Source organism: Roseateles sp. SL47 (assembly GCF_026625885.1).
GTDB lineage: Bacteria > Pseudomonadota > Gammaproteobacteria > Burkholderiales > Burkholderiaceae_C > Roseateles.
Map to the genome: position 1 here is coordinate 6,237,023 of NZ_CP113068.1, position 14,154 is coordinate 6,251,176.

Genomic DNA, 14,154 nt, shown 5'->3' on the forward strand with positions numbered 1-14,154 from the left:
CCCCGGAGCAGTTCCCGCCGGCCCTGATCAACAACACGTAGCGCCCGTCTCCGAGCCGATCTTCAACTCAGACCCACGGTCTTTCGGCCGCCAGGTCAGTGCATGACGCGCGGGCTATGCGGGCTATGCAGGCTATGCGGACGCCGCAGACTCGGCGGACGCGGCAGCGGGGGCCAGGCGCCAGGCCGGGGACCAGCCCAGTTCGCGTTTGGCCTTTTCGCTGCTGACATCCGGGTTGTCTTCGGTGATGTTGAAGATGCCACCCGGCGACTTCTGCAGCGCCAGCAACGCTGCGTAGGCGGCGGCTTCCACATGCAGCGGGCTCGCGCCGGTCGGTTTTTCGCTGCCAGTTCCGGGGCCGTAGATATGGCCGTAGCGCAGCACCGTGCCATGCAGGGAAGCTTCGCCCAGCACCTGGCGCTCCAGCGCCGCCACGCCTCGCACGCTGGTGCGACGGGGCCCTTCGGCCAACAGGTCCAGGGGCTGGCTCTCGAGATAGGGCTTGGCCCCTGGCTGATAGGCCCAGGCGATGCTTTGCGCAACGAGGCGCGTGGCACCACTGGCCAGCGCCGCAGCGACCAGATGACGCGTACCTTCTTCACGGATGCGGGCGTTGGCGACCACGGCCTGTGCCATCAAGCTGGGATCCAGCCCGCGCGGCAGGTCGGTCAGTTGGTGGACGACCGCCCACGGCTGGATGCCCACAAGCGCGTCCTTCAGCGCCTTGGCGTCGTAGACATCAAGCAGCACGGGGGTGGCCCCCAGCGCCTCGAGTGCCTGCGCGTGCTCGGGGCGGCGGGTGCCGCCGTAGACGCAATAGCCCGCCCCGAGCAGCAGCGGAACAAGGGATTTGCCGATTGCGCCGCTGGCGCCGGCGACAAAGACCTTCTGCGACATGGGATCTCCTGTTGGACTTGGATGGGTGAGCCATGGACGATGGGTCGGTAGACGGTCCAGCCGCCTTGGGCCGACACACGTCCGCCACGTGCGCGAACTCTACGCCTCACTGTCATTGCCCTGAAGAGACAAGAAGCGCAAAGCGGACCAGGACATGTGGGCCCGGGCCCATCGCGACTCATGTCCTGGTCGATCCGCGCAATCTTGGCCCTTCAGCGCACCACGTGCTGCCGCTTGCAAGTCCGCCCCGTGGGCGGCCTAGGACAATTCGTCCAATGCTGCGGTGAGGCATTGCAGCGGCACGCCTCCTACAATGCCCCCATGCTCGCCAACAGGGTCACTGTCACGCGCTTTGCGTGGATCGTCTCATTGACGATTCTGCTGGGCGCATGGCTGCCCGGCTTTGTTCATGTCTGGACAAGCGCGACCGGGAGCGAGTGGTCGGAGATCTGCTCCGCGAACGGCACCGTCAGGGTGAAGCTGCCGACGGCGTCCGAGGACCAGACCGGCAAGAGCCCGGTGTCCAAGACGGCCTCTTCGATGGACTGCCCATGCTGCTCCATCCATCACGGCACGCCGTCCCTGCCCCCCTCCGAACTGCTGTGGACCGTGCGCACCACGCTGCAATTCGAGTGGCCTTCGCTCTTCCTGCAGGCACCGTATCTGCTATTGCCCTGGGCGCCCTCCCTGGCGCGGGGTCCCCCGCTGTTGACCTGAACGCGTCACCGCGACGCGCTCGTTCAGTGCTGCTCACCTGAGGGGCTTGGCCCGCTTCGGGCTGATCACGCCACGACCGACCTCCTGCTTCGTTCTGCCCTCCGCTCTGTGGGCGCCCCCACAGGCCGCCCCATGCGCGACCCGATACGGTACGCCGAGCGCGATGCAGGTTCGAGGCCTTCACCCGCCCCATGAAAAGGCGGTGGCAGATATGCCGCTGCGCGTCCTTCGATGACCCATAAGCCTTCAACCCTGAAGCTTGCTCCCCTGTCGCTCACGCCGACAGATCGTGATGAAACCGGCGCTGTCTACCTTCAGGACCAGGCCACCTACGGCCCCATTCCTCTGACCGGATCCCTGCGCTACACGCTGTCGCTATCCGTGGTGAACGTAACCGGAAGACAAGGTTTTGAGACCTATCAGTACTTTGCATTCCCAGTGGTCATGCCGACGCCGCTGCGGTTGGGCTATGTGACTTTGTCTCCGCGCCTGTAAGAGCAACGCCAATCAACAGGATGGAATCATGACCCCTATCAACCTCAATCGCCGCACGGTGGTGACAGCCTCAGCACTGCTGATCAGCGGGCTTACCGGCTGCGAAGCCAGCGAGCCGCCCTTTCACGGCACCAGCCTCAAGGGCGCCCAATATGGACAGGACTTCAAGCTGCGGGACCCGCAAGGCCGCGAACGGCAGCTCGCCGACTTCCGCGGCAAGGTGGTGCTGCTGTTCTTCGGATTCACTCAATGCCCGGATGTCTGCCCCACGGCCTTGAGCCGCGCTGCTGCCGTCCGGCAACTGCTAGGCAAAGATGCAGACCTGTTGCAGGTCTTGTTTGTCACGCTGGATCCGGAGCGCGATACACCGCAGGTGCTGACCCAATACACAACTGCGTTTGATCCGTCCTTCCTGGGCCTGTGGTCCGATGAAGCCGGTACCGCTGCGGCCGCCAAGAACTTCAAGGTGTTCTTCCACAAGGTGTCGACGGGCTCCAGCTACACCCTGGATCACTCCACCATCAGCTACCTGTTCGACCCCAAGGGGCGTCTTCGTGTGGCGGTCGCCCATGGCATGAGTGCGGCGGATCTGGCTGCCGATGTGCGCATGCTGATGGTGCCGTGATTGCGATTGTTTTCCCATCCGCGGCGCTGCCATGCCGCAATTTCTTAAGGAGACTTTGATGCACAAGCTTCGAATCCATTGGCTCGCACCTGTTGTCGCTGCGCTGATGACCGTGTCGGTCCAGGCCCAGGCCCAGGTCGCCGTCAAGGACCCATGGGTCCGCGCGACAGTACCCAATCAAAAGGCCACCGGTGCCTTCATGCAGTTGACGTCCCCCAGCGGCACACGGCTCGTTGCAGTCAAGACCCCACTGACTCCAAAGGCCGAAGTGCATGAAATGCTCATGGAAGACAACATCATGCGGATGCGGCAAGTGGCCGGCATCGATTTGCCGGCAGGCAAGGTGGTGGAGCTCAAATCCGGCGGCTACCACCTGATGCTGCTGGACCTGCCCTCCCAGGTGAAGGCCGGCGATTCGGTGCCCCTGACGCTGATCTTCGAGGACAAGAGCGGGCGCCGGCAGACCCAGGACGTCATCGCTCCGGTGCGCGAGATCAACACCATGTTGGCGCCCAAGGACGAACACAGCGGTCATCAGCATTGATGGGCCACTGGCCCGGCTGAAGGCGGGCCAGGCTCAACGGATGGCCCGGCTGAAGGCGGGCCAGGCTCAACGGACGGCCCGGCTGAAGGCGGTCCAGGCTCAACCGACGGCCCGCCGGGAGGCGGGCCAGGCTTGCCTGCCCCATGGCGATCACCCGCTACCGGGGCGACAGAGGCTTCCCCCCGCAGGCAGCCAGGCGAGCCGCCCTTGCCGGGCGGCGATCCCCCCACGCTCAGACAGGGGAGTCCCCGTCCTCCCCTGTCTGGAGCTGTCCGGACGCAGCCTTTTGCTTCTTGAGGGTTTCTTCCTCCATCAGCTCAAACCAGATCCCATTCAGGACCGCAAAACCGGCCGCCAGCGGCAGGCCGAGAATCCAAGCAAAGTACCACATTGAAGTTCCTTTCGCGGGTCGGTCGCGTTCAGTAGGCGTGGTCGCCATGGGTGATGTCGTGCGGGCTGACCTTGCCCCACATCACTCGGTAGACCCAGGTGGTGTAGGCCAGAATCACCGGCAGGAAGATCACCGTGCACACCAGCATGATGAACAGCGTCATATGGCTGGACGATGCATCCCAGACCATCAATGAAGAGCGCGGATCGATCGAGGACGGCACGATGAAGGGGAACATGGACGCCCCCACGCTCAGCACAATCCCGGCAATCGACAGCCCGCTGAACACCAGCGTCAGGCCTTCCCATCGGGCCCGCAGGCCCACCACGGCCAGCACGGCGCCGACGAATCCGAAGGCTGGCGCCAACAGCGTCCAAGGGTGTTGCGCATAGTTGCTGAACCAGCCCTGCGCGATGTCCTTGATCACGACCTTTGCCAACGGGTTGGAAGGGGCATCGGCCATTCGCAAGGTGATCGACTGATAGCCACCAATGCGCCACCACAGCCAAAGCCCCGCGATGCCGTACAGGACAACGGTGAATGCGGCAGCAACACTGGCGTAACGACGCGCCCGGTCCGCCACCGTGCCCTGGGTCTTGAGCGCCAGCCATGCGCCGCCGTGCATCACCAGCATGGAGACGGACACCAGGCCGCACAGCAATGCGAACGGGTTGAGCAGTCCGAAGAAGCTGCCTGCGTAGATCATTCGCAGATCGTCATTGAAGCGGAAGGGCACCCCTTGAATCACGTTGCCCAGCGCCACGCCGAAGATCAATGCCGGCACGAAACCGCCCACAAACAGCGCCCAGTCCCAGGTGTTTCTCCATCGCGGGCTTTCGCGCTTGCTTCTGTACTTGAATCCCACCGGCCTCAGGATCAGCGCCAACAGCACGGCGAACATGGCCAGATAAAAGCCGGAGAAGGACATGGCATAGATGTGCGGCCACGCCGCGAAGATGGCGCCACCGCCCAGCACCAGCCAGACCTGGTTGCCCTCCCAGACCGGACCGACCGTGTTGATCACCACGCGCCGCTCCAGATCATCACGGGCCACGAAGGGCAACAGCGTGCCCACGCCCAGGTCGAATCCGTCCGTCACGGCAAATCCCACCAGCAGCACGCCGAGCAGCAGCCACCAGATCACGCGCAGAACGTCGTACTCGAGAAGTGTGTGAAGAATCATGCTGCGTCTCCGCTGGCTTCAAAGGTGGTGGGTTGTGAGAGGCTCGGGGGCACCTTGCCCACCAGCGGCGCGGCGGCGCCATGCGAGCGCTGCCCTTCCTCGACCGGCCCTTTCCGGATCGCCTTGATCATCAGCTTCATCTCCACCACGATCAGCCCCGTGTACAGGCCAGCAAACGCCAGCAAGGTCGCCAGGACAGTGCCCGCTCCCAGTTCGGAGACCGCAACGACCGTGGGCAACACCCCCTCCACCGCCCACGGCTGGCGACCCAGTTCGGCAACGATCCAACCGCACTCCGCAGCGATCCACGGCAGCGGAATCGCCCACACGGCCAGCTTGAGCAGTCGGGGATGTCGCGTCAGGCGCCGCTTGGCCGACAGCCAGACAAAGGTGGCGGTCAGCACAATGAAGAACATCCCCAGCCCGACCATCACCCGGAAGGACCAGTACAGCGGGGCCACCTGAGGCACGGTGTCCCAAGCGGCTTGAGCGATCTGCGCCTCGCTGGCATCACGGGGATCGTCCACGTAGCGCTTGAGCAGCAGCGCATAACCCAGCTTGTTGCTGTGCTCGTTGAACTGCGCCAGCACGGCAGGTGGCACCTGCGTGGCGGCGCCGGCAGCACGGATCTTTTGCAAGGCGTCATAGGCCAGCAGGCCTTCCCGGATCCGAAGCTGCGACAACTGCGTCAGCGCTTGAATTCCCGGGATTTCCTTGTCCAGCGAACGGGTGCCAATCAGCCCCATGACCCACGGAATTTCCACAGCAAAGTGCGTCTTGCGAGCTTCCTGGTCGGGGAATCCGAAGGCAGTGAATGGGGCCGGTGCGGCATGGGTTTCCCACATGGCTTCAATGGCGGCCATCTTCATTTTCTGGTGCTCGCTGGTCGCATAACCGCTCTCGTCCCCCAGCACCACCACCGATAGCGACGCAGCCAGGCCAAAGGACGCGGCCACGGTCATGGAGCGCTTGGCCAGATCCACATGCCGCCCCTTGAGCAGGTACCAGGCCGAGACGCCCAGCACAAAGAGCGCGGCCACGGTGTAGCCCGCCGAGACGGTATGGACAAACTTGGCCTGGGCCACCGGATTGAACACCACGTCATAGAAGCTGGTCACCTCCATCCGCAGGGTGTCGGGGTTCAGCCGCGCCCCCACCGGGTTCTGCATCCAGCCATTGGCCACCAGAATCCACAGCGCCGAAAAGTTGGTGCCCAGCGCCACCAGCCAGGTCACCACGCAGTGCGCCAGACGTGACATGCGTTCCCAGCCGAAAAAGAACATGCCGACAAAGGTCGCTTCGAGAAAGAAGGCCATGAGCCCTTCAATCGCCAGCGGCGCGCCGAACACATCCCCGACGAAGTGGCTGTAGTAGCTCCAGTTCATGCCGAACTGGAACTCCATGACGATGCCTGTGGACACGCCCAGCGCGAAGTTGATGCCAAACAAGACGCCCCAGAATTTCGTCATCTGGCGCCAGATCGGTCGGCCGGTCATCACGTAGATGGTCTCCATGATGGCCAGCAGCACCGCCAGACCGATGGTCAGCGGGACGAAGAGAAAGTGATAGAGCGCTGTCATCGCGAACTGGAGTCGCGATAACCCGACGAGATCAAGCTCCATGTCATGGTCCTTTCAGGATGAAATTCGTTGCAAGTTCAATCAGGGCGAAGCGATGCAAGCACCGCGTCGAATTCGGAAGATCCCCGGCGATGCAGGGCCTGCAGCCGCCCCTGATGCATCACGGCGACGGCGTCGGCCCACTCGGCCTCCCGTCGCAGATGGGTGGCGATCAACAGGGTCCTGTCGCGGCCCCGCTGCCGCAGCCGGGCCAACACATCGCGGGCGGTGGGCGCGTCCAATCCATCCGTCGGTTCGTCCAGCAGCCACAGTTCGCAGGGATGGAGAAACAGTCGAGCCAGCGCCAGACGCCGCGCCTGGCCGCCTGAAAGTCCGAGCCCGCCCTCCCCGAGCTGCAGGTCCAGCGCGGATCGCTGGCGCTGCGGGTCCGACTCCAGGCCACTGGCCTGCAATGCGGCCACCAGCTGAGCCTCGGAGGCCTCTGAATGGGCGAGCAGGAGGTTCTCTCGCAAAGTGTCCTGAAACACCTCGCTGCGCTGCGTCATCCAGCTGCTCCGAGCGGCTCGCACACAGCCCTGCAAAATCGGGATCTCTCCGGCCACTGCCGCCAGCAGCGCAGACTTGCCAGCGCCGCTGGGGCCCACCACCGCCAGGTGTTCACCAGGGGCCAGACAGAGATGAATGCCTTGCAGGACGCAGGCCTGGCCAGGGTCATAAGCGGCGTCCACGCCTGAAAGCAGGACCGCGCTGCGGGCCCCGCCAGGGGGGTCATGGGCAACATGCGGAGACGGCTTGTCAGGCGTGCCTCCCAGCGCTGCGCCGAGACGGCGAAGCGGAGGCTGGCAACGCCCTGCCTCCATCGCACTGCGCCGAAGTGCGGCAACCGACTCCAGGGCGGCCCAGAAACTGAACAGGGCCAAGGCTGCCATGGGGGCACTGATAGGGCCGCCCTCTGCCAGCATGGCCAGGCTCACCAGCAGGGCGGCCGCAGCGATCTGACCGCTCACGGATTGCCACCAGGCGCTGCGGCAGTCCAGCCGATGCAAGCGATCTTCCACGGCCGCCAGCCTGGCATCGGTCCTCGCCAGACGCTGGCAGTGCGCCTCGCATCGCTGCGCCATGACCAGGTCGACCTGCCCCGCCACCAGATCCACCGTGTGCGCCCGCAGACGTTCCAGCAGCACGGTGCGACGCATGGATTCCATGCGGGAACGCTTGGCCACCGCCCACCACACACCTGCGCCCGAGGCCCACAGGAACAGTGTCACCGCAGCCCCCAGCCAGACGGACAGACAGCCCAGCAAGACACCTGTCAGCAAGGAGGTGGTGAATGCCACGACCACGGGCAGCCAGACGCGCAGGTAGAGCGATTCCAGGCCGTCGAGATCCTGGGTCAGCCGGAACAGCACACGGGCGGGGTGTCTCTGGAGTGTCCGCACCGCAGTCGTCGAGGCCCAGGCCCTGAACAACTGCTCGCGCCAGGACGCCAGCACAGCGAAGGTGGCATCGTGCGTGACCACACGTTCGGCATACCGTCCAGCCGTGCGTCCCAGGGCCAACAGCCGGATCGCGGCACTGGGCAGAAATACATTCAGACTGGCGCCGGCTGCGGCGGACATCCCCGCCAGTGCCGTGGCGGTGATGAACCAGCCCGAGAGGCCCAACAGCGCCAGTCCTGCCGCCGCTGTGACGCAGGCCAGGCCCGCTCCCAAGGCCATGCGGCGCCTGATTGCGGGAGTCAGGCGCCGCCACAGTGCCGTGCCCAGCGCTGTGGATCGAGGCTTTTCGCTCATGCCAGCACCTCGCTGTTGGCGACAGGGCCCTTCTGCGCTGCGTCTGCCTGGCCCGGTAGAGGCGAGCAGCGATCGAGGTCGATCACCCGATCCAGCCGCGCCATCAAGGCGGGGTCATGGGTGGCCACAATCAGCGTGCGGCCGTCAGACGCTTCCAACAGCGCATGGATGACGGCGCTGGCTGTGGCCCCATCCAGATGGGCCGTCGGCTCATCCACCAGCCAGAGATCCGCAGAAGGCGACACCATGGCGCGAGCCACCCCCACCCGCCGCAGTTCTCCCCCGGACAGACCGATGCCCCCCTCCCCCAGCAAGCGCTTGGAGATGTCTCCCTCGGGCGTCACGAGACCCACCTTCTTGAGCGCCGCGTTGATGGCATCGCGGCTCACCGCCGAGCGTTGCAGCCCCACGTTGTCACCCACGGTCTGGCTGAACAGATGTGGTGCCTGGCCCAGCCAGGCAATCCGGCGACGCAAGGCGGGGGCGGACACTTGTGTCATCGCTTCGTCGCCAATGGTGAGGCCGCCGGCGGCCGCAGGCACCAGGCCGGCCAAAGTGGCGAGCAACATCGACTTGCCGGATCCGCTGGCGCCGACCAGAGCCACCCGCTCACCGGCAGCAACCTGAAAGCTCACGGCCCTGGATGATGCGCGGTCCAGCCCTTGTCCGACCCTCAGTCCCCGAACCTCCACAGCCGGGGGCCCCTCCCTGAAGCTCCATGCCGATGCACCCGACGGCGATTGCCCCGCGCCGGGGATCGAAGGCGCAGCCTTGGCCGGTTGCACGAGGCTGCGGATGGCCGCCAGCGCGGCCTGCCCTGCGGCCCGGTCATGCCAAGCCGCGGAGAGTTCACGCAGAGGCTCGAAGAATGCTGGCGCCATCAGCAGAATGAACAGGCCTTGCCCCAGGCTGAGGGACGCGCCCCAACTGCCAAACGGCAATTGCCCCAGCAGATGAAAGCCCACATAGACCGCCACCATGGCCACGGCCAGCGAGGCCAGCAGCTCCAGCGCTGCAGACGACAGGAAGGCGATGCGCAAGACCCGCAGGGTGCGCGCACGCAGATCTTCAGACGAATCGCGCACACGCCGCGCAGTCCTATCAACAGCGCCGAGTGCCCGCAGGGTGGAGAGGCCGCGCAGTCGATCCATCAGGAAGGCATTCATGCCGCCGATCGCACCCAGATGCGCTTCGCTGGCGGCTTGCGCCCTCCATCCGATGAGCGCCATGGCGACCGGCATGACGGGCGCCGTCAGCAGCAGGACCAGGGCCGCCATCCAGGACAGCCCACCGACCGTAAGCGCAATAACGCCGGGGACCACCATCACGCGCCAGCGCGCCGGCTCATACCGCAGTTGCCAGGGCAGCAGCAGTTCCGCCTGTTCGGCGATGACACTGGCGGCGGCGCCGGAGGTGATGGCGGCTCCATCCAGGGGCGCACGCTGCGCGAGTGCGGCCACCGCTTCGGTTCTGATGTCATGCACATAACGACGGGCCACCTGAAACGCGCGTCGAGAGGCCCACGCCTCCAGACTGGCACGGACCAGGCCCAGCAGAGCGAAGGTCAGCACCAGCATCAGCACCGCACGCCAGGTCTGTCCCGCAGCGATCTGCTGCACGGAACCCGCCAATGCGGCCGCCTGCGGAATCCACACCAAAGGCGCCGAACAGTGCAACAACCCTGCCCATCGGCTCTGCGACTGCGAGCACAGACCGATGCTTCGGTCTGACAAGGACCGAATGGCTTTCGGGTGAGCCGCAGGCGAGTCGCGGCCTGCCGCTTCTGAATCAGGCATGAAATGTCTTTCGACCAGAGGGAGTCCGATGCGACGCGCGCAGCCACCAGCCTCTGCGGAAGCGCCTCAGGAAGACAGCCGCAGACTTGGCCAGGCGTCACGCACGCCGAGACGATGAGGGAGACTCAGGCGCGCGCGGGAGGGCCGCGACTGAAGTGCGCGGGCCAGTTGTGGCGCGCAGGGATGCGGCCCCCGCCAGCAGGCGGGAGTGCGTCATCCGCAGGAAGGGACACCAGCATTCCAGAATGCGATGCTGGGTCAATGGGAGGGAGGTGATGCTGGAATCTGCAATACCCGCAGTCCGACATCGCTCGGCGGCTATTTTCGGTGCTGGGCGACGGATCGTCGTCATTGACGGCGATCCGCTGGGTGCCCATGGAGGTGCAGACTTCAATCCAGACCGTGCCGGTGGATCGGGCCAACCCTGATGTCAGGGACGGCGCCATGACGCCCCACAGGATGGCCAGCATGGCCAACCAGAGAATGCGAGTGCGTGGGGTGTGAGGGAGCCGGTACATCAGGACTGTGAGCGGCAGCGGTATTGCATCCGCTGTGTCACTCGCCTCGATCAAGGGGACGGCGCGTAGTGTAGTGGCAGCACCCTTCCATAGAAGGGATCTCCCTCAAAGGGAAGCGTGGACATTGAGAAAACACAACAATGCTATCCGTCGCATGCCTGATCAGTGCTGCAGTCCGCGCCGGGGTTTCAAAAATGGCGCTGAGGAATTGAGAAATTGAGGAATTGAGGAATTGAGAAATTGAGAGATTGAGAGATTGAGAAATGGGCACGAGCGAGGCCGCACAGGCATTGCGCCTGGAGTTCCTGGATGCGCACCTGTTTCCCGTTCAACCCCGCTGGCAAGCAGACGGCCGCAAAGGCGCGCGAGTGTATCGGGCGACCATTCGTTCAACAGCGTCCACGCCAGACAAATCTTTCCGGCTAGTGATCTGGACGCAACGTGCGCACAACTCTTTGATGAGATCGCCCTGCCATCAAGCGGCAGTCGCGCCAGCCCTCTATACTTTTTCCATGCTGCATCTCCGGCGCAAGAACGCATTCACCGCATGGATGGCCTCGCTGGCCATCCTGTGGGCTGCGCTCGCGCCGAGCCTGTCCTGGGCCTTTGTGCCCGACATGAAGGGCGCGTGGGTAGAGGTCTGCAGTGTCACCGGCGCCAAGCTGGTGCGGGTGGGAACGGATGGCCAGCTTCCGGATTCCCCCAAAGCCTCTGGCATGAAGGGCTGCAGCTACTGCGCCTCCCACGTCCCTGACCTGGGGTTGCCGCCCGCGCCAGACGCCGGCTTGCCGGCGCGTCTCCTCGCTGACCCGTTGCCGCCGCTGTTCCTCAGCGCAGCGCGCACGCTATTCGCCTGGGCCGCCGTCCAGGCGCGCGCCCCACCCCTGAACGCTTGAACCTCCCGTACGGTCCGAGCACGGCCTGAACGGCCTTCGGTCCCGTCTTCGTGGATGGCGCCCGGCGACCTCACGTCCGTCGCGCCCAGTTCAGGAGTGAACCATGTCACGGATCGAGCGCGCCTTGCGCGTGATGACGCTTTTTAATGCGGCGGCCATGGCTGCCTTGCTGGCCTGGTGGCTGAGCATTCCGGGGGGCCAGCCATGACAGTTCCCCATGACCTCGCAGAGACCGCATACGGGCGCGAGCTCGCAGTGGCGCTGCGCTCCCTGGCTGCGATCTTGGTGGTGCCCTTGGCAGCCACTGCCACCGCATTGACCCTGACAGGTCTTGCCCCGAACGGGCGGCCGCTTCACCAGTGCCTGTCGGTAGCGACTGCGCCCCGCTGGGCCGAGCCCAAGGATCAAAGTGCCGACGCATCGCCTCGCCGATCGAGCTCGGTGCCCTCCCACACCGCCGCCCATTCCAGCGCACCGCGCTGATCGATTCAAAAGGTCTCTCATGTCCATCCCGGCCTCCTTGCCGTTCACCACCCTGAACCAGGCCTTGAAGCTGCTGCCAGCCGCCCTGTCCGCAGGGTTTCTGGTGCCCGCCCTGGCCCAAGACGCCGGCAAGCTGCCGGATGTCCTGGTGACGGGAACAGCCCCTGCTGCCAGCTATCTGCCGGATGCATCCGTCAGCGTCAGCCGCACCACCACGCCCCTGAGCGCCCAGGCTGCGGCCATCCAGGTCGTTCCCCAAGCGGTGCTGCGGGATCGCAATGTGACGCGCACCGACCAGTTGATTGAAAACGTCAGCGGCATCCTGCCGGAGTCCACTTACGGCGGAAACGGTGCCACCTTCTTCAACATCCGCGGCTTCAGCGAAAACAACGGCCTGCGCGACGGTTTCCGGAACTTCGGCTACCTCGCCTTCCGTGACGTCCAGAACATTGAGCGCGTGGAAGTGTTCAAGGGACCGTCGGGTGCCCTGTATGGGGGCGTCGGAGCGGTGGGTGGCTACGTCAACACCGTGTCCAAGCAAGCGCTGAGCAACGACTTCACCGAGCTTCGCCTCACCGGCGGCTCTTACGATCAAGCGCGTACCGCAGAGGATGTGAACCGTTCGACCAGCCCCGCGCTGCGCGTGCGCCTGAATGCATCCGCCGAGCACAACAACATGGAGCGGGACCATGCCTTATTCAATAGTGTGTCCATCGCGCCTGCACTGAGCTGGTCGGTGGATGCCGACACCTCGGTCACGTTGCTGACCGAGTTCAATCTGCTGCGCCGTCAGGGCTTTGATTTTGGAGTCCCGAATATCCCGGATTACAAGAAGCTCGACACCAAACGTTATTACGGACTGACTGACGGCATGGCCGCCGGCGTATCCGGGGACTTCGGTCGCAATGACACGCGCGCCGTCACCGCGCAGCTGGAGCATCGATTCAACGAGACGTGGACCCTGCGCACCGCCGTTCAGTACACCTACGCACGTCAGCAATCCACCCAGACCTTCCCCAACACCACAACCGCCACGGACAAGCTACTGGACTTCACGGTCTATTCAGGCTCTGTGGAGGAATCCACGCAATACGGGCTGCGCTCTGAACTGCTGGGCACGGTGAATCTGGCCGGCTTCCAGCATCAAGTGCTGGCGGGGGGGGACTATGGCTATCTTGAACAAGGAAGCCGAGGGTCCCGGAGCTATGGATTGACCCTGGACCTGACCGCCCCCAGCGTGCAGTTCCCGCTCACCGATCTGGGCAGCAATGCCTCGCATCAGGGTCAAGGCCGAGACCTTGGGATCTTCATTCAAGATCAGGTGATCTTCAGTCCGGCCTGGCAAGCGTCATTGGCCCTGCGGGCAGACCACTTCCGCAACCGGGCCTTGGTGGCCGGCAGCGAAACCAGCCGTGAGAGCCAATCGGCCTGGTCGCCACGACTGGGACTGGTCTGGTTGCCGACCGCCCAGACCTCGGTCTTTGCCGACTGGAGCCGCAGCCACGCGCCGAACGTCGGTCATGGCGCCAATGAAAACACCTTCGAGGCCGAAGTCGCCACCCAGTGGGAGGCGGGTGTAAAGCAGCAACTGTTCAACAACCGGCTGCTGCTGACACTGGCCGCGTTTCGCCTGGAACGCAGCAATATGCTCACGACCGACCCCACCGATCCGACCCGTCAGGTGTTGACCGGCCAGCAGAACAGCCGGGGCCTGGAGCTGGACCTCGCCGGGGCGATCACCAACACCTGGAAAGTCATGGGCAGCTACAGCTATACCGATGCCTTCGTGAAGCGTGACGGCAGCTTGCCCACCGGCGATGCACTGACCAACGTGCCGCGCCATCACGCCAACCTGTGGTCCACCTGGGACCTTGCTTCGCTGCCGGGCTGGGGAATCGGGGCGGGCGTCTATTACGTGGGGGCCCGCGAGGCCACCTTGCCCAACAGCTACAAACTCAGCGCTTACGTCAGGAGCGATGTTGCGGTGTTCTACCGCCACAACGAGTGGCGCGTGCAGCTCAACGTAGACAACGTGTTGGACCGTTCCTACTACACCGGCGGCAGCGCCAGCACCTTCAACTACATGCTGCAGCCTGGCGCGGGACGCTCGGCCCGCCTGTCCGCCAGCTACCTGTTCTGATTCCCGGGCCCCCTCATGACACCCACCTCACTCACGATCGCTTTGGCCCTCGTGCTGGGGATCAAGTCCGCGCTGCGGCAAGCGCCGTTCTCGATC

Annotated in this window: 13 protein-coding genes; 6 read left to right on the forward strand and 7 right to left on the reverse strand. The window is 64.7% G+C overall.

Annotated elements, in window-relative coordinates:
* Positions 1 to 132 precede the first annotated feature (132 nt).
* Positions 133 to 897: an NAD-dependent epimerase/dehydratase family protein gene (locus tag OU995_RS26850; protein WP_267833214.1), complete on the reverse strand. Its 765-nt coding sequence runs from the start codon at positions 895 to 897 to the stop codon at positions 133 to 135.
* A gap of 321 nt (positions 898 to 1,218) precedes the next feature.
* Between OU995_RS26850 and OU995_RS26855 the strand changes: the two genes are divergently transcribed.
* The 4 genes from OU995_RS26855 to OU995_RS26870 all read left to right on the forward strand — a co-directional run bounded on the left by OU995_RS26855 (position 1,219) and on the right by OU995_RS26870 (position 3,278).
* Complete coding sequence (locus OU995_RS26855; protein WP_267833215.1) at positions 1,219 to 1,614, forward strand: DUF2946 domain-containing protein; 396 nt, start codon at positions 1,219 to 1,221, stop codon at positions 1,612 to 1,614.
* Positions 1,615 to 1,845: 231 nt separating this feature from the next.
* Positions 1,846 to 2,109: a hypothetical protein gene (locus OU995_RS26860; RefSeq protein ID WP_267833216.1), complete on the forward strand. Its 264-nt coding sequence runs from the start codon at positions 1,846 to 1,848 to the stop codon at positions 2,107 to 2,109.
* A 28-nt stretch (positions 2,110 to 2,137) separates the two neighbouring features.
* Complete coding sequence (locus tag OU995_RS26865; RefSeq protein ID WP_267833217.1) at positions 2,138 to 2,734, forward strand: SCO family protein; 597 nt, start codon at positions 2,138 to 2,140, stop codon at positions 2,732 to 2,734.
* A gap of 58 nt (positions 2,735 to 2,792) precedes the next feature.
* Positions 2,793 to 3,278 (forward strand): copper chaperone PCu(A)C, encoded by a 486-nt coding sequence (locus OU995_RS26870; RefSeq protein ID WP_267833218.1) that lies wholly within the window; start codon positions 2,793 to 2,795, stop codon positions 3,276 to 3,278.
* A gap of 232 nt (positions 3,279 to 3,510) precedes the next feature.
* Here the strand turns inward: OU995_RS26870 and cydX are convergent, their stop codons facing one another.
* The 6 genes from cydX to OU995_RS27645 form a co-directional block, all read right to left on the reverse strand.
* On the reverse strand, positions 3,511 to 3,669 hold the full coding sequence (cydX, locus tag OU995_RS26875; RefSeq protein WP_267833219.1) for a cytochrome bd-I oxidase subunit CydX: 159 nt from the start codon (positions 3,667 to 3,669) through the stop codon (positions 3,511 to 3,513).
* Between the two features lie 28 nt (positions 3,670 to 3,697).
* The gene (cydB, locus tag OU995_RS26880; RefSeq protein WP_267833220.1) at positions 3,698 to 4,852 is read right to left on the reverse strand and encodes a cytochrome d ubiquinol oxidase subunit II; all 1,155 of its coding nucleotides are present in this window, start codon (positions 4,850 to 4,852) and stop codon (positions 3,698 to 3,700) included.
* Positions 4,849 to 6,474 (reverse strand): cytochrome ubiquinol oxidase subunit I, encoded by a 1,626-nt coding sequence (locus tag OU995_RS26885; protein ID WP_267833221.1) that lies wholly within the window; start codon positions 6,472 to 6,474, stop codon positions 4,849 to 4,851. Before OU995_RS26885 ends, cydB begins: the two co-directional genes overlap by 4 nt.
* Positions 6,475 to 6,509: 35 nt before the next feature.
* Positions 6,510 to 8,225, reverse strand: coding sequence for an amino acid ABC transporter ATP-binding/permease protein (locus tag OU995_RS26890; RefSeq protein ID WP_267833222.1), 1,716 nt, complete (start codon positions 8,223 to 8,225; stop codon positions 6,510 to 6,512).
* Positions 8,222 to 10,021: a thiol reductant ABC exporter subunit CydD gene (gene cydD, locus OU995_RS26895; RefSeq protein ID WP_420714777.1), complete on the reverse strand. Its 1,800-nt coding sequence runs from the start codon at positions 10,019 to 10,021 to the stop codon at positions 8,222 to 8,224. Before cydD ends, OU995_RS26890 begins: the two co-directional genes overlap by 4 nt.
* A 125-nt stretch (positions 10,022 to 10,146) precedes the next feature.
* Positions 10,147 to 10,539 carry a DUF2946 domain-containing protein gene (locus OU995_RS27645; RefSeq protein WP_420714778.1) on the reverse strand — a complete coding sequence of 131 codons (393 nt, stop codon included), beginning with the start codon at positions 10,537 to 10,539 and terminating at the stop codon, positions 10,147 to 10,149.
* A 512-nt stretch (positions 10,540 to 11,051) separates the two neighbouring features.
* Here OU995_RS27645 and OU995_RS26900 point away from each other — a divergent pair.
* Both OU995_RS26900 and OU995_RS26905 read left to right on the forward strand, forming a co-directional pair.
* On the forward strand, positions 11,052 to 11,435 hold the full coding sequence (locus OU995_RS26900; RefSeq protein WP_267833223.1) for a DUF2946 domain-containing protein: 384 nt from the start codon (positions 11,052 to 11,054) through the stop codon (positions 11,433 to 11,435).
* Between the two features lie 502 nt (positions 11,436 to 11,937).
* Positions 11,938 to 14,058, forward strand: coding sequence for a TonB-dependent receptor (locus tag OU995_RS26905; RefSeq protein WP_267833224.1), 2,121 nt, complete (start codon positions 11,938 to 11,940; stop codon positions 14,056 to 14,058).
* Positions 14,059 to 14,154 lie beyond the last annotated feature (96 nt).

Bases quoted from the DNA above. Each gene is read 5' to 3' on its own strand.
- OU995_RS26850 (WP_267833214.1), bottom strand. From the start codon at position 897: ATGTCGCAGAAGGTCTTTGTCGCCGGCGCCAGCGGCGCAATCGGCAAA.
- OU995_RS26855 (WP_267833215.1), top strand. From the start codon at position 1,219: ATGCTCGCCAACAGGGTCACTGTCACGCGCTTTGCGTGGATCGTCTCA.
- OU995_RS26860 (WP_267833216.1), top strand. From the start codon at position 1,846: ATGACCCATAAGCCTTCAACCCTGAAGCTTGCTCCCCTGTCGCTCACG.
- OU995_RS26865 (WP_267833217.1), top strand. From the start codon at position 2,138: ATGACCCCTATCAACCTCAATCGCCGCACGGTGGTGACAGCCTCAGCA.
- OU995_RS26870 (WP_267833218.1), top strand. From the start codon at position 2,793: ATGCACAAGCTTCGAATCCATTGGCTCGCACCTGTTGTCGCTGCGCTG.
- cydX (WP_267833219.1), bottom strand. From the start codon at position 3,669: ATGTGGTACTTTGCTTGGATTCTCGGCCTGCCGCTGGCGGCCGGTTTT.
- cydB (WP_267833220.1), bottom strand. From the start codon at position 4,852: ATGATTCTTCACACACTTCTCGAGTACGACGTTCTGCGCGTGATCTGG.
- OU995_RS26885 (WP_267833221.1), bottom strand. From the start codon at position 6,474: ATGGAGCTTGATCTCGTCGGGTTATCGCGACTCCAGTTCGCGATGACA.
- OU995_RS26890 (WP_267833222.1), bottom strand. From the start codon at position 8,225: ATGAGCGAAAAGCCTCGATCCACAGCGCTGGGCACGGCACTGTGGCGG.
- cydD (WP_420714777.1), bottom strand. From the start codon at position 10,021: ATGCCTGATTCAGAAGCGGCAGGCCGCGACTCGCCTGCGGCTCACCCG.
- OU995_RS27645 (WP_420714778.1), bottom strand. From the start codon at position 10,539: ATGTACCGGCTCCCTCACACCCCACGCACTCGCATTCTCTGGTTGGCC.
- OU995_RS26900 (WP_267833223.1), top strand. From the start codon at position 11,052: ATGCTGCATCTCCGGCGCAAGAACGCATTCACCGCATGGATGGCCTCG.
- OU995_RS26905 (WP_267833224.1), top strand. From the start codon at position 11,938: ATGTCCATCCCGGCCTCCTTGCCGTTCACCACCCTGAACCAGGCCTTG.